At 37.9% G+C, this 18,430-nt stretch carries 14 protein-coding genes; 6 read left to right on the top strand and 8 right to left on the bottom strand.

From position 1 onward, the window contains the following. Positions 1-26: 26 nt before the first annotated feature. Positions 27-971 carry a serine O-acetyltransferase gene (locus J4856_RS02235; RefSeq protein ID WP_025838575.1) on the bottom strand — a complete coding sequence of 315 codons (945 nt, stop codon included), beginning with the start codon at positions 969-971 and terminating at the stop codon, positions 27-29. A gap of 168 nt (positions 972-1,139) precedes the next feature. Between J4856_RS02235 and J4856_RS02230 the strand changes: the two genes are divergently transcribed. Both J4856_RS02230 and J4856_RS02225 read left to right on the top strand, forming a co-directional pair. Next, the gene (locus tag J4856_RS02230) at positions 1,140-1,850 is read left to right on the top strand and encodes a glycoside hydrolase family 25 protein (protein WP_025838577.1); all 711 of its coding nucleotides are present in this window, start codon (positions 1,140-1,142) and stop codon (positions 1,848-1,850) included. A gap of 239 nt (positions 1,851-2,089) precedes the next feature. Then, a complete protein-coding gene (locus J4856_RS02225; protein WP_025838579.1) occupies positions 2,090-3,250 on the top strand; it encodes a penicillin-binding transpeptidase domain-containing protein in 1,161 nt (386 codons plus the stop codon). A 612-nt stretch (positions 3,251-3,862) separates the two neighbouring features. Here J4856_RS02225 and J4856_RS02220 read toward each other — a convergent pair. Next, a complete protein-coding gene (locus J4856_RS02220) occupies positions 3,863-6,073 on the bottom strand; it encodes a RelA/SpoT family protein (RefSeq protein ID WP_065368083.1) in 2,211 nt (736 codons plus the stop codon). A 145-nt stretch (positions 6,074-6,218) separates the two neighbouring features. Between J4856_RS02220 and J4856_RS02215 the strand changes: the two genes are divergently transcribed. Continuing rightward, positions 6,219-7,736 carry a DUF4301 family protein gene (locus J4856_RS02215; protein ID WP_025838581.1) on the top strand — a complete coding sequence of 506 codons (1,518 nt, stop codon included), beginning with the start codon at positions 6,219-6,221 and terminating at the stop codon, positions 7,734-7,736. 305 nt (positions 7,737-8,041) lie between these two features. Then, positions 8,042-9,997 carry a transcription termination factor Rho gene (gene rho / locus J4856_RS02210; RefSeq protein ID WP_025838583.1) on the top strand — a complete coding sequence of 652 codons (1,956 nt, stop codon included), beginning with the start codon at positions 8,042-8,044 and terminating at the stop codon, positions 9,995-9,997. A 169-nt stretch (positions 9,998-10,166) separates the two neighbouring features. Here the strand turns inward: rho and J4856_RS02205 are convergent, their stop codons facing one another. Both J4856_RS02205 and J4856_RS02200 read right to left on the bottom strand, forming a co-directional pair. Further along, positions 10,167-11,429, bottom strand: a complete 1,263-nt coding sequence (locus J4856_RS02205) for a type IX secretion system plug protein (protein WP_025838584.1) — start codon at positions 11,427-11,429, stop codon at positions 10,167-10,169. Further along, complete coding sequence (locus J4856_RS02200) at positions 11,426-11,872, bottom strand: hypothetical protein (protein WP_025838587.1); 447 nt, start codon at positions 11,870-11,872, stop codon at positions 11,426-11,428. The genes J4856_RS02205 and J4856_RS02200 overlap by 4 nt, the downstream gene beginning before the upstream one ends. Positions 11,873-12,040: 168 nt before the next feature. On the opposite strand from J4856_RS02200, the gene galE reads away from it, so the two are divergent. Beyond that, positions 12,041-13,078 carry a UDP-glucose 4-epimerase GalE gene (gene galE / locus J4856_RS02195; protein WP_025838589.1) on the top strand — a complete coding sequence of 346 codons (1,038 nt, stop codon included), beginning with the start codon at positions 12,041-12,043 and terminating at the stop codon, positions 13,076-13,078. Positions 13,079-13,834: 756 nt separating this feature from the next. Here galE and J4856_RS02190 read toward each other — a convergent pair. The 4 genes from J4856_RS02190 to J4856_RS02175 form a co-directional block, all read right to left on the bottom strand. Then, on the bottom strand, positions 13,835-14,587 hold the full coding sequence (locus J4856_RS02190) for a shikimate dehydrogenase family protein (RefSeq protein WP_025838591.1): 753 nt from the start codon (positions 14,585-14,587) through the stop codon (positions 13,835-13,837). 21 nt (positions 14,588-14,608) lie between these two features. After that, positions 14,609-15,343, bottom strand: a complete 735-nt coding sequence (gene ubiE, locus J4856_RS02185) for a bifunctional demethylmenaquinone methyltransferase/2-methoxy-6-polyprenyl-1,4-benzoquinol methylase UbiE (RefSeq protein WP_065368041.1) — start codon at positions 15,341-15,343, stop codon at positions 14,609-14,611. A gap of 146 nt (positions 15,344-15,489) precedes the next feature. Then, positions 15,490-16,440 (bottom strand): phosphoribosylaminoimidazolesuccinocarboxamide synthase, encoded by a 951-nt coding sequence (locus J4856_RS02180; protein ID WP_025838594.1) that lies wholly within the window; start codon positions 16,438-16,440, stop codon positions 15,490-15,492. 21 nt (positions 16,441-16,461) lie between these two features. Beyond that, positions 16,462-17,409, bottom strand: a complete 948-nt coding sequence (locus J4856_RS02175; RefSeq protein WP_025838597.1) for a PhoH family protein — start codon at positions 17,407-17,409, stop codon at positions 16,462-16,464. A gap of 107 nt (positions 17,410-17,516) precedes the next feature. Here J4856_RS02175 and J4856_RS02170 point away from each other — a divergent pair, with 107 nt between their 5' ends. Beyond that, a complete protein-coding gene (locus J4856_RS02170; RefSeq protein WP_025838599.1) occupies positions 17,517-18,311 on the top strand; it encodes a DUF5715 family protein in 795 nt (264 codons plus the stop codon). Positions 18,312-18,430: the final 119 nt, after the last annotated feature.

The following is an 18,430-nucleotide window of genomic DNA, read 5'->3' as shown; positions in this document are numbered from 1 at the left end:
TATTAAATGATTCTTGGTTTGGAAGTTTATATTCCATCACCATATTCAAAGTCGGTATCGAGGATATCTGTTTTACTTTGTTTGTATTTCTTTGACTGTGGACGCATGTCTCGTGTAACCCACACGTTGGCTCCGATTACACAACCTTTCCCAATGGTTATACGTCCAAGAATGGTTGCATTGGCATAAACAACGACGTAATCTTTTAAGATTGGGTGACGTGCAATTCCTTTTATAGGTTTGCCATCTTTGTCGAGCGGGAAGCTTTTAGCTCCTAATGTCACACCTTGATAGAGTTTCACATGATTGCCTATAATACAAGTAGCACCTATGACAACACCAGTGCCATGGTCAATGGTGAAGTGTGAACCAATGGTTGCTGCGGGATGGATATCAATTCCTGTCTCGGAATGTGCCATCTCAGTAATCATACGAGGAATGAGTGGTACATTCTCTAATGCTAACTCATGTGCCAAACGATAGTTTATTACAGCTTTGAGTGCTGGGTAACATGAGATAACTTCACCGATGTTAGCAGCTGCAGGATCACCATCAAAGGCTGCTTGTATATCAGTTGAGAGTATAGTACGCAATTTCGGGAACTTTGCTATGACACGAACTACTATTTTTTCGGCTTCCACATTCAAACAACGACGGGTATTTTCTGCATGCGGACAATGGCAATCTGTGTCGAAACATAATCCAGCCATTATCTGCCTATAGAGCAGTTTTTGAAGTCGTTCAATATTTACGCCGATCTGGTATTTAATCGTCTCACAATTAACAGACGACCGACCAAAAAAGCCAGGGAAAAGAATGGAACGTGAGAGCATTATAATCTCTTCTAATTCAACAGCTGATGGCAATGGATCACCATCACGATGCTCATGAAAAATGCCTTGCAATGCGTTTAAATCAGAAAGCTCATCAATCGTTTGTATGAGCTGCTGAGTGATGTCCTGTTTACTCATTGATGCTATTTCGAGATATAATTATGTTGCAAAGATAATGATTATTATCGGATTTTTATGGGTTTGTTCAAGAAAAATATGCTAATTTTGCAGCGCTTTTCAAGCATAATAATAGGATAATATAGATTCTAGTTGAATCTCAATCAAAATGTTTCAAATTTATATATAATGAAATCCAATATATTTCAACGTTTCATTTACATTATTCTTTTATCAGCTATTTGCGTAATAGCTTATGCATCAAAAACTTCACATAAATCTTCTAAAAGTGTAAAACGTCAATATGATGGTATTGATGTGTCGCATCATCAAGGAAACATTGATTGGAAAGAAGTGGCAAAAGACAAACATATTAGGTTTGTATATATCAAGGCAACGCAAGGAACAAGCGTTAAAGACAATAACTACGAACGTAACATCAAGGCTGCGCACCGACAAGGTTTGCGTTGCGGTTCATATCATTACCTCTCATGCCTTACGTCAATTCGTTCTCAATTTCGCAATTTTCAGCAAGCGATGAAAGGACACAAACAAGACTTGATTCCGATGATTGACATAGAACGAGAAGGAGTGAAATGTTGGAGTAAGAAGCAAGTTCAAGATAGCGTCGCCTTATTTGCGAAATTGATAAAAAATAAGTATGGCAAGAAACCACTTATTTATTCTCATGTCAACTTCTACAATTCTCATCTTAGTCCTCGTTTTAATAAGCATTTCCTTTTCCTAAGCAGATATAGTTCTGTGCGTCCTTCTATCAAAGGGGTAGGGCGACATAATATTTGGCAGTACTCTGATCGTGGAAAAATACGTGGCATCCGTGGACATGTTGACCTCGATTGTTTCATGTCAGGCACATCACTTGCGGATATCCGTCTGTAGTTATTTACAAATCTTTAGGGTAGTTGCAAATGAAATATAAACTCGACAAAGGATATGTTAAGCAAATAATTTATTTGTACTTTTGTAACTCGTTAAACTTAGCTCACCAAATCTGCTCTTTTTAGCAGGAAGAGCAAGAGCATAAAATAGCCCTAAAAGAAGAAAATATCAACAGCTTTTTGAGATATAAATTCTCTAAACTAATGGCAAATATTACATCAATAAAGAATTTAATAAATATGTATAAAATAACTATAAACAAGACTATTATGTTTTTTCGTACTATAGCTTTTTTACTACTACTTTTTACAATGAGTAGTGTACAAGCACAAGAATTTTACGAAGAACCACTATTAACATTCCGTCCACTGCTTCAAGAACTTGGAACAAAATTAATGCAAGGTAAGAAGGGTAGCATTGTTGCAATAGATCCAGCTACGGGAGAAGTACTCTGTATGGTGACAAATTCACCTACAGGTTCGAATGACGCCCTGGCCATTGCAACAGCCTATCCTCCTGGTTCTGCAATTAAACCAGCACAAGCACTGACCTTCCTCGCTGAAGGAATCGTTAAGCCTGAAACAAAGGTTGCTTGTCATGATGGCTTTCGTGATGGAAATATAAAGGTTAAATGCCATCCTCACTACTCTCCCGAAGCATTACGTGGTGCTATTGCAGTATCTTGCAACACCTGGTTTCTGAAATCATATCTTTCCATGTTAGGTAATATAGATAAATATGGTTCAAAGGAAAAAGCTGTAACAACTTGGTGGGAATACATTACGAGTATGGGACTTGGTGGTCCATTAGGTATTGATATGGCTGGAGAAAAGGGTGGTTTAGTTGCAAATGTGAACTATCTATCACGTCGTTATAAAAATAACTGGAGTCCAAAGACTATTATGTGGGCTGGTATGGGTCAAGGAGATATCACTGCCACACCTTTACAATTATGTAATTTAGCTGCATCGATAGCCAACCGTGGTTTCTTCTTTACACCCCACATTCATAAGAACGTAGATTGGTCACCTCTACCTTCACGTTTCTTGACTCCTCATCATACAAAAGTCCCTCCCTATATATATACAAGCGTGATAGAAGGTATGCGACTCGCAGTAACAAAAGGAACTGCAACCATTCTTAATGGAACAAGCTATCCAGTTTGCGGTAAGACAGGTACAGCCGAGAACGCAGGTAAAGACCATTCTGTCTTCATCGGTTTTGCACCAATGAATGAGCCTAAGATTGCCATTTCTGTATATATTGAGCATGGAGGTTTTGGTGCTGATGCAGCTGCTCCAATAGCTGGGTTGATGATGGAAAAGTATCTTAAAGGAAAACTAAGTCCAAAATCTAAAGCTTTGTCGAAACGTATTGAACGAGTGAATACAATGGACTAATAACCAATGTATAGCACTCAGACAATTCTGTTCAGATATCCTTTATCTAGCGTTAAGTTTCATCACGTTTGGTGCTAAGCACCCGCACATACTGTGCGAAGCCTCTGCACCATTGGTGCGGGGCATGTGCACAACAGCTAAAGATGGTATATTGGGGATCGAAGTTTTCTCCCTAGAAACCTTTGATACTTTCTTTATGGTGATAAGGTAGGCATTGAGCCTCCTCCAACGAATGATTGCATATTACAAGAAACAATGAAAGCATAGATAAAATAACAAGGCATCCCTCAACAAATGTATCTCATATTTGCAGGGGATGCCTCAATTTATCTCTAAGTTTCTTTATGCTCTTAAAGATTTTAATAGCTTACAATAGTCCAACTATCCATAAATAGTCCAATACCTGACAACGCAATATAATATCTTTCTTGTTTTAGCACACTTGTTATTCAAAAGTTGAAAGCCCTTTTTATCATTAGCTTTTTGTGTATCTATTTCCCACCCTTTTCCTACTGCGATAAAAATACATATAATGGAATTACAACGAATAAACAAGCCCCATTCTCCACCACAATAGTATGATAGAGAAGGGGGCTGAACTATTAGATAATTTTATATCCTCACTACTTCTTTAACACCCTTGACAGTTCTTAGTTTCTTAATGAGCATATTCAACTTTGAATTATCATCAAGCAGAACAACAAGGTTGCCAGAGAAAAGACCATCATGCGAATCGATATTAATAGAACGCATTACTATCTTCTCATCTTTTGAAATGATATTCGAAATGTTACTCACAATACCGATATCATCATTACCTATGACACGAAGTGTAATTGCATACTGAGAAGTTCCCTTGCCGCTCCAACGTGCTTTAACAACTCTATAGCCAAAACGTTTACGCATCTCTGGTGCATTAGGACAATCCTCACGATGAATCTTGATTCCGCCACTAACTGTCACAAAGCCAAAGACAGGATCACCATAGATAGGGTGGCAACACTTTGCAAGAGAGAAGTCTAATCCTTTGAGATTTTTGTCGATAACAAGGACGTCATCATTATTCTTTATATATTCTGTTGTATGACTTTCAAACTCGAAGTTTTCTGCACTTTCAGCCTCTTTAGGTTGATTGAGGTTATGAACATGGTTGTAGGCCTTCTGATATTCCTCAATAACATGGTTTGGATCAAGCTTCTCGTCAGCAATCTGTTTATAGAATTCAGAAACTTCCTTGAAGCCTAACTTACGAATGAGATAGCCCATTGTAGAATCTTCTATCTCAATTTTCTTGTTCTTAAACCTTCGTTCGAGCAATTCCTTGGCATAAAGACCATCCTTTATCTGAGTTTCTTTCAATGCAAGACGTATCTTTGCTTTTGCACGTGATGACTTACAGATATTCAGCCAATCACGATTAGGCTTTTGCGTTGTTGAAGTTAAAATCTCAACAGAATCACCACTATGTAACTCGGTACGGAAGGAAACATTCTTACCATTGATTTTTCCTCCGACACATTGATTTCCTATCTTTGAGTGAATGTGATAAGCAAAGTCGAGAACTGTTACACCTTTTGGGAACTTTAATAAGTCGCCTTTTGGTGTGAAGACATAAATCTCCTTTTCATAAAGGTCAGACTTGAACTGATCCATTACTTCCAGGTTATTACCGGCCTCGAGTGCTGAACGAATAGAAGCTAACCAGTTATCCATACCGCCTTCAGCCTTTACGCCTTTATATCTCCAGTGTGCTGCAAGTCCATGTTCGGCAATCTCATCCATACGCTCTGTACGAATTTGCACTTCTACCCACTTCTTGTCAGGACCAAGTACGGTGATGTGAAGACATTCGTATCCATTAGACTTTGGAACAGAGAGCCAGTCACGTAGTCGTTTTGGATTTGGCTGATACATATCGGTTACAATAGAATATGCCTGCCAACATTGCATCTTCTCCTTATCTTCTGGTGAATCGAGAATGATACGGATGGCAAAGAGGTCATAAATACCTTCAAAGGCACATTTTTGCTTCTTCATCTTCTGCCAGATAGAATGAATTGACTTTGTTCTGCCTTTTATATGGAATTTAAGACCAGCTGTCTTAAGTTGTTCGCTAACAGGATTGATAAAACTGCTGATATAAGCATCACGAACCTTCTTTGTAGCGTTTAACTTATCCTTTATATGATAGTAAGCATCGTGTTCAAGATACTTCAAGGATAGGTCTTCTAACTCGCTCTTTAACTGATATAAACCTAACTTATGAGCTAAAGGTGCATAAAGATAGCTTGCTTCCTCAGACACTTTTCGTTGTGCCTCCTTATTCTCAACATCACGAATTTGCCGCATAAGATTGACACGATCAGCTATCATAATCAAAATGACTCGCATGTCTTCGGCGAAAGACAGGAGAAGGTTTCTGAAGTTTTCAGTTTCGATAACTGGAGTCTTTTGATAAAGTATCTGAACGCGTATAAGCCCATGGATAATCTTTGACACACCCTCGCCATATGCCTTACTAATGTTCTCAAGTGTGAGAATTCCTTCCTGAACACTCTGATACAGGAGAATTGCAACAACTGAATCACGATTTAAACCGATATCCTTTACAGCAATCGCTGCTGTCTGCAATGAGCAGAGGATTGGGTTTAAACCGAATACATTACGATGGATGTTGTTATCTGATACAACCTTATTCAGATGTTCGCGCAATTTAGGAAGATCTGTCCCATAAAACGTTTGCCCAAGTGTTTCTTTAAAACCTTCAAATATCTGTTCAGATAATTCTCTTTCTTTATCCGTATAAATGAATTTCTCTTCCATAGGCATAATAAATAACTATTATTCAAAGGCAAAGATACAAAGAAAATTGATATAATTAAGAATTAATGTATCAAATAACTTCTTTATTTCGCTTTAATTCGTTATTTTTGCAGATAAAATACAATCTTTTTAACACCTTACCATTATGTTAAAGGAACAAGACCTAAAACAAATTCACGACAAAGGAATCAGTGAAGAACAGATTAATAGGCAATTGGAAGATTTTAAAAAAGGCTTCCCTTATTTGAAACTTGAAGGTGCGGCAACACCTAAGAAAGGTGTCATAGTACTTGATAAAGAAGCATGCGAGGATGCCTGTCATAAATGGCAACATTATCAGACAGAGGGACACAAGGTTGTTAAGTTTGTTCCAGCGTCTGGTGCAGCAAGTCGTATGTTCAAAGATCTCTTTGCTTTCCTTAATGGAAATAACGAAGTTCCAGTAAGTGATTTTGAAAAAGAGTTCTTCTCTAAGATCCACAGGTTTGCCTTTTTTGACGAATTATCAGAAAAATGTAAACAGTTAGAAGGTAAGAGTGTAGATGAACTGGTGGCTAATGGGCAATACAAAGCCGTTGTTGCAACGCTACTGAATAAGGAAGGAATGAATTACGGACAGCTCCCTAAGGGTTTGCTATTGTTCCATTCTTATAACGATGGAGAACGCACTCCAATGGAAGAACACTTGGTTGAAGCAGCTCGATATGCAGAAAGTAATAAACAGGCTCACGTTCATTTCACCGTTTCACACGAGCACTTACAATTATTTAAACAAAAGGTAACTGATAAACAAGCTAAATATGAAGCTAAGTTTGGAGTGAAGTTTGATATTTCCTTCTCAGAACAAAAGCCTAGCACAGATACAATAGCAGTAAACCTTGACAACACACCTTTCCGTAATGAAGATGACTCGTTATTGTTCCGCCCAGGTGGTCATGGAGCCTTGATAGAGAATTTGAATGACTTAGAGGCAGATATTGTATTTATCAAGAATATTGATAACGTGGTGCCAGACAGTTTGAAGGAAGATACCATCATTTGGAAAATGATCATTGCGGGTAAACTAGTTGCTTTACAAGAGCGTACCTTCGCTTATCTTCGTAAATTGCAGAAGGGTGGTTGTTCACATACAGAACAGGAAGAAATGCTAAACTTCTTGCAGAACGAACTTTCTTGCGAAAAGCATGATGTTGTATCCCTTGATGATGCAGCACTCGCAGAATATTTATACAAGAAATTAAACAGGCCAATGCGTGTATGTGGTATGGTGAAGAATGTAGGTGAACCTGGTGGTGGTCCTTTTCTTGCCTATAACCATGATGCCACAGTAAGTCTTCAAATTCTTGAGAGTTCGCAGATTGATAAGAATGATGAAGCATCAATGAAGATGTTTACAGAAGGAACCCACTTCAATCCTGTTGACCTTGTTTGCGCCATCAAGGATTATATGGGAAATGCTTTTGACTTGACAAAATATGTTGATAAATCTACAGGTTTTATAAGCTCTAAATCTAAGAATGGCCATGAACTCAAAGCCTTAGAACTTCCAGGTTTATGGAACGGTGCTATGAGCGATTGGAATACAATCTTTATCGAAGTACCACTCGATACTTTCAATCCTGTAAAGACAGTCAATGATCTTCTACGTGAACAGCATCAGTAAAGTTAATAATATAACAAGTAATTAAATCATAATATAAAATACTCCCAGACATTAGGAATTCATTCTCATTGTCTAGGAGTATTTAATATCTAAAACAGAGCCATATATGTATCTTACCAGCAAAGGACGACTTTAATATATGCTGCCTTAATTCTCTTTACTAAAAGAATATTAAAAAAGATAAGTTATTTTCTTGTAAGGTTCAAATAAAAATTATACCTTTGCGCCACAAAAAGATATCATTCAATGATGTTTCACCTTATGAAACATCCACACAATCAAAGAAATTTTCGATACATATTTATATGTTAAGCAAAGAAGAATTATTAGAGAAAGGAGTTTCAGAGCTTGAAGCTATTGCTCAGAGCACTGGGGCTGTTTATTCACCTGGAGATGATAAAGACAAGCTCGTTTATGCTATTCTTGACCGCCAAGCGGAAGAAGCAGGTACAGCACATCCTTTAGAGTCCAAGCGGAAGCGTACCAGAATAGCACGAAAAGATACTGACCGAGTATATTCAGTTCATGGTGATGAGGGAGAAAACTTCGACGTGCAAAAGAACAAAAATACGGCCACAGCTCAACAATCACTTTTTAAAGAGTTACCACAAACGAAGGTAGAACAGAATGACGAGAAATCACCAGAAGAGATATTAGCATCTATCCCTAAACATCGTGGCCGTAAATCTAAAGCTGAGCTAGAAGCCATTGCTGCCGCAGAAGCTGCAATAAAGGCAAAAGAAGCAGAGCAGAAAAATACAGAAAAGATGAAAGAGGAGGAGAAAGAAGAGAAGTTAGAGCCTTCTACATCTGAAGATTTTATTCCAGAAGATCAATTCTCTAACGTAACTCCGCAAGATGAGGGTGAAGATAAAGAAGAATTGTTAGCACGTCTTCAAGAAAAAGTAAACGCACATAACATGAATATGGAAGCTGCTGGTTACTCAGAACTTCCTGATGGTATATGGCCGGGAGACCCTGGAGATGGTACCGATTTCATTCCTATAGTAGATTTGCCGATAGAGGATCAAGGTATTGTACCAAACTATGACATGTTTGATCAGCCTACAACACCTGCACACCTGCCATCAACTCCTATCTATGAGAATGCTCCTGTTGTAAACAATGCCAACTATGATTTCTCTGACATTATCAAGGCTAATGGTGTTCTTGAAGTAATGCCTGATGGTTATGGTTTCTTACGTTCAAGTGATTATAACTACTTATCATCACCTGATGATGTTTATATAGCAAACAATCAGATTAAGCAATATGGCTTAAAAACTGGTGATGTTGTGGAATGCCACGTACGCCCACCACATGAGGGAGAGAAGTATTTCCCACTGACAAGCATTGATAAGATTAATGGTCGTAATCCTTCTGAGGTACGTGATCGTATTCCTTTTGAACACCTTACACCACTTTTCCCTGATGAGAAGTTTACGCTATGTGGTGACCCTCGTACAACAAATCTTTCAACACGTATCGTTGACCTATTTTCACCAATCGGAAAGGGACAGCGTGCATTGATTGTTGCACAACCTAAAACAGGTAAGACTATCTTGATGAAGGATATCGCAAATGCTATTGCTGCCAACCATCCTGAGGCTTACTTGATGATGTTGTTGATTGATGAGCGCCCAGAGGAGGTTACGGATATGGCACGTACTGTAAATGCAGAAGTTATTGCTTCTACATTTGACGAACCTGCAGAACGCCACGTGAAAATTGCTGGTATTGTATTAGAGAAGGCTAAACGTATGGTTGAATGCGGTCACGATGTTGTTATTTTCCTTGATTCTATTACTCGTTTGGCACGCGCTTACAACACGGTTGCACCTGCATCTGGTAAGGTGTTGACAGGTGGTGTTGATGCCAATGCCTTGCAGAAGCCAAAGCGTTTCTTCGGTGCTGCACGTAATATTGAGGGTGGTGGTTCTCTTACCATCATTGCAACAGCCTTAATCGATACAGGCTCTAAGATGGATGAAGTTATCTTCGAGGAATTCAAGGGTACAGGTAATATGGAGTTGCAGCTTGATCGCAGCTTAAGCAATAAGCGTATCTACCCAGCTGTCAACTTGGTTGCATCAAGTACTCGTCGCGATGATCTCTTACAAGATCGTACAACACTTGATCGTATGTGGATTCTCCGTAAGTATATTGCTGATATGAATTCTATTGAAGCTATGAACTCTATTCACGACCGTATGAGACGTACTGAGAACAATGAAGAATTTTTATTGTCAATGAATGACTAGTTAAGACTTAAAGTCCTGCATGCTTTTCCTTCCAATGAAAGGAATAGTGGGTATTAAAATAAAAAAAGTGTATTAAAGGATTGGTTCAGTTTTGCATCTACCTTTAATACACTTTTTATATCTACAGACCATCTCAGAAGGCGATGGACATCAAGAATTTTTATACTGCTTATTTTTTGATAAATCTTACATTTGCATAACCAACAAGCTTATCGGTACGACCACTTTGTGGACGGAAATAAACGAGCGATTGATAGCTATTCTCTGTTTGATAATGACTTTTATCTATTCTAAACGAAGAGAGTTTACCTTGTCCGTCTGCTGCAAGAAATTGATAGTTATAATAGCCAAACTTCAATGGAACTACAGCCTCATAATATCCACCGGCTGCATTATAGATCATTTCATAAGCTGGAAGTAATCGATTGTACGTCCAATCTCCATTCAAAAATATTCTGTAAGGGTAGGGAGAAGGTGTATTTAATCGAAAGTGAGTCAGCATATAGTCGCTTGTTGTGTTAATCTCTACATTATCTGAATTTCGTATTAAGAATGCACCATCTGCATCTTCATCATAAAGATAGTTCAATATGGGTGCTGTTGGAAATAGATAAGCATGATAATTGTTACCATCCCAACCAATCTTGTCAACTCCCATGGAAGCTATATCGGTTGAGAGTATCTCGAACTTTCTATATTCATTCCCTGCCCAAAATATATAATCTTGATTGTGTGACCAACGCAAACTATTAGACATGACATATTGTGGTTTACTATTCCAACGAGCATCGAGCCAGTTACGATTTTGCAAAATTACAGTTTTTATTTGCTGATAAGGATTCGTTACAACGTAGTTTCCAAAATCAAGAAGCATTTCTACCTGTTGTTGTTCGCCGTTAATAGACTGATCAGTTTGCGTTGTTATGTTCAATCTAACCCCCATAGAATTCTCAGCAGGTTCCACAAGCATAAAGCAAGCAGTAAGCAAAGGATGATTAGTATCGTCATCGTCATATACAGAGAGACGATAATTCCCAGACAACTTTGGGCGACACTTATCATTGGGAATATCTAAATGATAATGTGTATATAGTGTGTTTGTAAGTGTTGATTCCTTTACGTCATCTATTGTATTTCCAGAAATGAACCCATCGACAACATCACTATCGAAAAGTCCAACAGAAGGTTTCCAGTCTGCTTCACAATGTTCTAGTCGATAGGTCAAACGACGATAAGTATGAGATAGGTCATCAAAGTCTATACTAATCTTACCGGAATTTAGTTCCATGATGGGTAAATCCATCCATCTTTTATTTGCTATTACCTGCAAAGAACGAAAGTTATCATCATGGATTTCATGCCGTTGAGCATATACTGAACAGGGAAAAAGGAAAAATATAATATAGATGAAAATAAAGTAAACTCTTTTCATTCTTCTTTGCTTAATAAATCTTTAAGGAAGTTGTCGAGGTCGCTATCTAAACCATGCATCAAATCATCGTTTATGATAACAATATCGTCATCAACAAGATAAAGTTCTGAGATGTTATTTTTATCTTCATCTTCAAGGATAAAGCTATAAGGCTTCATAATAGACATATTCTCAATTTGGTCCTTTACTCTATTCAATTCTGAACGTAAAAGTAAAGAAACCTCTTGATAAAAATTATCACTCTTATTATCAATCCATTGACTTATGACACAGCGAGTAATCTCTTCATCACTATCGTCAAAAGCCATAAGATCACCACTATCTTGTGAAACTCGCAAATGAATATCTGTCATAGGCATATCACAATCGCTAGCAGTAAATTTCTGTGTGATTTTCTTTAAAAAGCGTTCAATCTGTTGCTGTGTTTGTTCAGTTTCTGTCATATCCTTGGTATATGTTTATTTATATAATGGCAAATATACAAAAAGTTTTCGATTTTGTATAGGTTAATACATTTTTTCACGTTCTTTTTTTGATGATTATAAAAAAAACACTATCTTTGCATCATTACTTACTAGCTATAAATTAGCTCAAAAAAAATCTAAATAAAAATGAAACAAACGATTCTTGTTACTGGTGGAACTGGTTTTATTGGTTCACACACAAGTGTTGAGCTGATTGAGGTTGGATACGAAGTTGTTATTGTGGACAATTTATCCAACTCTAAAATTGAAGTATTGGATGGTATTGAGAAAATAACAGGAGTTAGACCAGCGTTCGAGCAAGTTGACCTTTGTAATTACAAAGCAGCAGAAGAGGTCTTCCGTAAATATCCAAAGATTGAAGGTATTATCCATTTTGCAGCTTCAAAAGCGGTTGGCGAAAGTGTTCAGAAACCTTTGATGTATTACAGAAACAATATTGTTTCATTGCTGAATCTCTTAGAATTGATGCCAAAGTACAATGTCAAGGGAATAATTTTCTCAAGTTCTTGTACAGTGTATGGTCAGCCAAATCCTGAAAACCTCCCTGTGACAGAAGATGCTCCACATCAGAAAGCAACTTCACCTTACGGAAACACAAAAGAAATCAACGAACAAATCATTTTAGATTATATTCATAGCGGTGCAGATATTAAGAGTATAATATTAAGATATTTTAATCCTATCGGTGCACATCCATCAGCATTGATTGGTGAATTACCAAATGGTGTACCTAACAACTTGATTCCTTTCGTTACACAGACAGCTATGGGTATAAGAAAGGAACTTACCATCTTCGGTCATGATTACAATACACCTGATGGTACTTGTATCCGTGATTACATTTATGTTGTTGACTTGGCTAAAGCCCATGTTGCAGCAATGGCACGTGTACTTGATCAAGATACGGATAAGATAGAATACTTCAATATTGGTACAGGCAGTGGAAACTCAACAAAAGAAATTGTAGAAACCTTTGAAAAAGCTACTGGTGTTAAGGTGAATTGGAAATATGGTCCACGACGTGAAGGTGATATTGAAAAGATTTGGGGTGACTGCACCAAGGCCAATACTGTTCTGGGGTGGAAAGCTGATACACCATTAGGCGATGTTCTTGCAACTGCTTGGAAATGGCAGGAAAAGCTAAGAGCAGACGGAATAATGTAGAATATTTTTACAAGTAATAAAGTCTAGATTAGTAAGCAAAGAAATATTGCAGGTATATCCTGCTTTATTTTGTGTTTGTGTTGTTGTTATCCCTCGATGTGAATCGAGGGATAATTTTTGTTTTATACACAAAATGATTGATTAAATGTTATGATTTTACATAATAGAAAATAGGAGAGGTTGATGTTATCCAGAGAACTAAAAACGTACTATATTTTGATGTGATAAGTATTCTTAAGTGAAAAAATCGTATGAAGATTCTAAAATAAAAGTTTAGTTTCAGTTTGCTGTCATTTTTACATTTTACAAAGAATCTGCTAAATAACTAACTAAAAAACTTCAACAAATGATAGTAATGACTACAAACTATTCTTATGAATCTATGCCAAATCATACTGGTTATCAGCCCGAACAAGAATAATGTCAGGGCACCGCTTTTGCTCTTTTACCTTTTTACTATTTTCCTTTTTGACCCTAGAAAGAATCGTGTGGGTTCTGTGTTGATTTTCCACCGGTTTGGTGCGGGTGCTTAGCACATGTGGTGCGGGTGCTTAACACTTATGGTGCGGATGGTATGCACCACATGTGCGAAGGGTCAGCACCATTGCTGTAAATGAAAGAGTAGGGATTTAATGTGAGTTAAGCGTTTTAAAACTAAGCTCAATCAGGAGTTTTGTTTAGTTCGATACTATACTTTTTGACACATTTTTAGGCTCTATGACAAATTACCCACAAACCTCGTCCTAGAGCCCTTTTTTACCTTCGTTCTTCTCCCTCCCAGAATTCCCAACTAGCGAATGCCTGAAGGAGAAGCATTTCAAGACCATTTTTTACGATGGCTCCATGTTCGCGGCCTTTAGCCATAAACAAAGTTTCGTCAGGGTTATAAAGGAGATCATAGAGTAGGGTATGGCTATCCATTGCCTCATAAGGAAGAGATGGGCACACTTCTGTGTTAGGATACATACCAAGTGGAGTACAATTAATAATCACATTATACTCATGTATAATCTCAGGTGTTATCTCTTCATAGGTAAAGAGGTTAGCTTTCTTCGTACGTGACACAAACTTCGTTTCCAATCCAAGTGATTTTAAACCATAGTTGACAGCCTTTGAGGCACCTCCTGTACCAAGGATCAGTGCTTTTTTATGATGACGTTCAAGTAGTGGTTCAATACTTCTTGTGAAACCAATAACGTCACTATTAAACCCTTTAAGTATAGTTTTGTTTCCTTTGTGAGTCACACGAATAACATTCACAGCACCGATAGCTTTCGCTTCTGGGCTAAGGCTGTCAAGATAAGGAATAACCTGTTCCTTATAAGGAATGGTAACATTTAATCCACGTAACTGCGGATTAGAATCAATAACTTCTTTGAAATCCTCTATTGATGGGATTTCAAAGTTAAAATATTGGGCATTGATGCGTTCATTCTCGAATTTCTCATTGAAATAGCCAATAGAAAAGGAATGCCCTAATGGGTAGCCAATTAGTCCGTATTTGTCCATATCTTTACCTTGTTCTATAAATTATTTCTCCGCAAAATACATTGTACAGATGCCGAATGTCAATCGACGAAAAGAGCTTTTCGCAAAGCCTGCTTTGTGGAATATATCCATCATTTTTTCACCTTGTGGGAATGCCTCAACAGTTTTGTTAAGGTACTCGTAAGCACTTTTATCTTTAGAGATAAATTTTGCGTAGTTGAGAAGGAAAGTGTTAGAATAGAAACGGAAAAGCTGTTTCATTGGAAACTTCACGGGTGTAGTTAGTTCGACAATGCTCAGATGTCCGCCCTTCTTCAGTACACGACAAATCTCTGCTAGCCCTTTATCAAGGTTTTGGAAGTTACGAATACCGAATGCTGCAGTCACAGCATCAAACGTGTTGTCAGGAAAAGAGAGGTCCGTACAATCCTCTTTCTGGAAAAAAATGACATCACTTAGACCAGCTGCTTTCACCTTCTCACGACCAATAGCCATCATCCCTTCAGAAATATCTGCACCGATGAGCTGTTTAGGTTTTAATTCTTTGGCAGCAAGAATGGCAAAGTCTCCAGTACCTGTTGCAATGTCAAGCATCATCTTGGGGTGGAAAGGAAGTAGTTGATGGATTGCTTTCTTGCGCCATCCTTTATCAATATTTCCTGAAAGACGGTGATTAAGGGTGTCGTAAGTTGGTGCGATATTGTCAAACATCTTTTCAATGAGTTTGCCTTTCTCGCCATCGCCATCGTAGGGTTTTATCTTTTCCTGTTCGTACATATTTGTTTAATTCATAATTCATAATTCATAATTCATAATTATGATTACTATTCTTTGATATACCATTAGAGCGTATTAGGTTTTAAGCACTGAACAGTTCTTATCAAAATTATGAATTTAGAATTATGAATTTAATATTTATCAATTTACTTTCTTGAAGCTAAGTACTCCTTCACGTTCTTTTCAATACGTGCAGCAATATCTCCGTCTTCAGCAGCCTTGTCAAACTTCTCTCCTGTGATATGCTCGTAGAGTTCGATATAACGGTCGCTAACAATCTCAGCATATTCATCTGTAATCTCAGGCATCTTCTGTCCTGGCTCATTCATGAAGTTATGCTCAATAAGCCACTGACGAAGGAATTCCTTAGAAAGCTGCTTCTGTGGTTCACCTTTCTCAAGTTTCTCCTCGTAGCCTTCTGCATAGAAGTAACGACTTGAGTCTGGTGTGTGAATCTCATCAATGAGGTAGCACTGACCATCACGCTTACCGAACTCATACTTAGTATCAACAAGTATCAAACCCTGCTTTGCAGCAATCTCCTGACCACGTGCAAAGAGTTTGCGTGTCCAGTCTTCGATGATTGCATAGTCTTCTGCAGAAACAATACCCTGCTCAATAATCTCTTCCTTAGAGATGTTCATGTCGTGACCTTCGTCAGCCTTGGTTGTTGGCGTAACGATAGGCTCTGGGAAACGTTCGTTCTCACGCATGCCATCAGGAAGTTTCACGCCACAAATCTCGCGACATCCGTCCTTGTAGGCACGCCATGCAGAACCTGTAAGGATTGAACGGATAATCATTTCAACACGAAAGCCTTCACACTTCAGACCAACCGTTACCATAGGGTCAGGAGTAGCCAACTTCCAATTAGGACAGATGTCTGTTGTCAGATCAAGGAACTTGGCAGCAATCTGGTTCAAAACCTGTCCTTTGTATGGTATTCCTTTTGGTAGAACAACGTCGAATGCTGAGATTCTATCGGTTGCTACCATGACGATAAGATCGTCATTGATGTCATACACATCACGCACTTTGCCGTGATAAACACTCTTCTGTCCATCGAAATGGAATTCAGTTTTTGTTAATGCTTTCATTGTTTTTATGTTTATAGAGTCCTATCTCTTGTTAGCCTTATCGTGTGCCTCGTAGGCATTCACGATACGCGTAACCAATTTGTGTCTTACAATATCTTTTTTGTCAAGATTGATAACTGAGATACCATCTACTCCATCTAAGATGGAAAGCGCCTCCTTTAATCCACTCTTTTCCGCATGAGGGAGGTCGATCTGTGTGAGGTCACCCGTTATAATCATCTTTGTGTTCCAACCCATTCGTGTTAAGAACATACGGATCTGTGCAGGTGTTGTATTCTGTGCTTCATCAAGAATGACCACTGCGTCACTCAACGTTCTTCCTCGCATAAATGCCAGGGGGGCAATCTGAATGATATGTTTGTCCATCATGTCCTGTAACTTGACGGCGGGAAACATATCTTCCAATGCGTCATAAAGTGGTTGAAGATAAGGGTCAATCTTATCCTTCATATCTCCTGGGAGGAAACCAAGTTTCTCGCCAGCTTCAACGGCAGGGCGTGAAAGGATAATTTTCTTAGCTGCCTTTTCCTTCAGTGCTTTTACAGCCAAAGCTATACTGAGGTAAGTCTTACCTGTTCCTGCTGGTCCGACAGCAAATATCATATCGCTTTTCTCGAAGGCATCGATCAATTGCTGCTGATTCTCTGATCGTCCCTTAATAGGCCTTCCCGATACAGAATAAATAAGGACGTCCTTTACCGCATCAGCTTTAGTCTTACGACCTTTCACGATATCAAGGATGTCCTCTTCTGTAATGGTGTTATACCGCACTACATGCTTACGCATGGTTTCAATGTCTTCTTCAATCTTTACGATCTCTTCTTCATCACCTAAGATGCGGACTACGTTGTCTCTTGCAACAATCCTCAACTTTGGGAAGAGCGATTTTATCATCTGGAGGTGACCATTACCAACCCCATAGAAGACCACTGGATCTATATCTTCAAGAACTATATGCTTTTCTATCAATTTTCTCTACTTTATATTTTTCGCAAAGTTACTATAAAATAATGATACTTACAAATTATTCTTAATTCATAATTATCATTTAGCAAAAACTTATTACCTTTGTATCAATGAAACAAAAAACAAAGATTACCAAGAAGCGCTTTTTATTGAGCTTCATCGCTATAACTTTTCTTTTAGCTATCATTCGTTTAGTGTTTCCGTCTATTGCCCATGATAAGACGAAAGTACTATCCAAGCTTGATCGTGATAGTATTCATGACGTGGATAAAGTAGATTCCGCTAAGATTAAAGATCAGTCAACTCCAACTGATTTAAAATTATCAAATTTCTTTAAAGCAGATGGTTCACAAAAGAAGAATAGGATTGTCGGCGTAAGAGATTACGAGGAGAGTTTTCCAGATTCTCAGCCACAACAACTTGAAGCGGCTTTACGATATGGTGTGAAACCTGTTGCCAACCGAGCTGATGCCGAGAAACGTAAAAACGAATTGGTATATATCGGGAGTAACCCATATTATAAGATGAAGAAGCTTAATAGTAGTATTCCTTATCTTGTACCTCGTGCTGCTATCTTGCTTCAAGATATAGCACGTAACTTTATGGATAGCTTGCAAACTAAGGGGGTACCAATTAATAAGCTTCTGATTTCAAGTGTTTTGAGAACTAAAGAAGATGTTGAAAAACTTCGTCGATACAATCATAATGCAACGGAAAATAGTTGCCATTTATATGGAACAACCTTTGATATAGCTTACAATAAGTATGCTTCAGTCACACGTCCTGTGACAAATGATACGCTTAAATGGGTGTTGAGTGAAGTATTGAATGATTTACGTTCGCAAGGAAGATGCTTTATTAAACATGAAAATCATCAAGGATGTTTTCATATTACCGTAAGATGATTTGGCTTCAGTTCTAACGAAGTGTACTTGTGACTTCTCGAGGTACTTGATGAAACTTTAAAAATAAATCATACGATCATTAATATAATCATCAGATTATTTGTTTGTTAGAAAAAAAA

Source organism: Prevotella scopos JCM 17725 (genome assembly GCF_018127785.1).
In the GTDB taxonomy this organism is placed as follows: domain Bacteria; phylum Bacteroidota; class Bacteroidia; order Bacteroidales; family Bacteroidaceae; genus Prevotella; species Prevotella scopos.
The sequence above is the reverse complement of the archived record's forward strand: the minus strand, read 5'-3'. Positions and strand labels throughout refer to the sequence as shown.

Bases quoted from the DNA above. Each gene is read 5' to 3' on its own strand.
- J4856_RS02190 (WP_025838591.1), bottom strand. From the start codon at position 14,587: ATGGACAAATACGGACTAATTGGCTACCCATTAGGGCATTCCTTTTCT.
- rho (WP_025838583.1), top strand. From the start codon at position 8,042: ATGTTAAGCAAAGAAGAATTATTAGAGAAAGGAGTTTCAGAGCTTGAA.
- J4856_RS02215 (WP_025838581.1), top strand. From the start codon at position 6,219: ATGTTAAAGGAACAAGACCTAAAACAAATTCACGACAAAGGAATCAGT.
- J4856_RS02225 (WP_025838579.1), top strand. From the start codon at position 2,090: ATGTATAAAATAACTATAAACAAGACTATTATGTTTTTTCGTACTATA.
- ubiE (WP_065368041.1), bottom strand. From the start codon at position 15,343: ATGTACGAACAGGAAAAGATAAAACCCTACGATGGCGATGGCGAGAAA.
- J4856_RS02180 (WP_025838594.1), bottom strand. From the start codon at position 16,440: ATGAAAGCATTAACAAAAACTGAATTCCATTTCGATGGACAGAAGAGT.
- J4856_RS02220 (WP_065368083.1), bottom strand. From the start codon at position 6,073: ATGGAAGAGAAATTCATTTATACGGATAAAGAAAGAGAATTATCTGAA.
- galE (WP_025838589.1), top strand. From the start codon at position 12,041: ATGAAACAAACGATTCTTGTTACTGGTGGAACTGGTTTTATTGGTTCA.
- J4856_RS02235 (WP_025838575.1), bottom strand. From the start codon at position 971: ATGAGTAAACAGGACATCACTCAGCAGCTCATACAAACGATTGATGAG.
- J4856_RS02200 (WP_025838587.1), bottom strand. From the start codon at position 11,872: ATGACAGAAACTGAACAAACACAGCAACAGATTGAACGCTTTTTAAAG.
- J4856_RS02170 (WP_025838599.1), top strand. From the start codon at position 17,517: ATGAAACAAAAAACAAAGATTACCAAGAAGCGCTTTTTATTGAGCTTC.
- J4856_RS02205 (WP_025838584.1), bottom strand. From the start codon at position 11,429: ATGAAAAGAGTTTACTTTATTTTCATCTATATTATATTTTTCCTTTTT.
- J4856_RS02230 (WP_025838577.1), top strand. From the start codon at position 1,140: ATGAAATCCAATATATTTCAACGTTTCATTTACATTATTCTTTTATCA.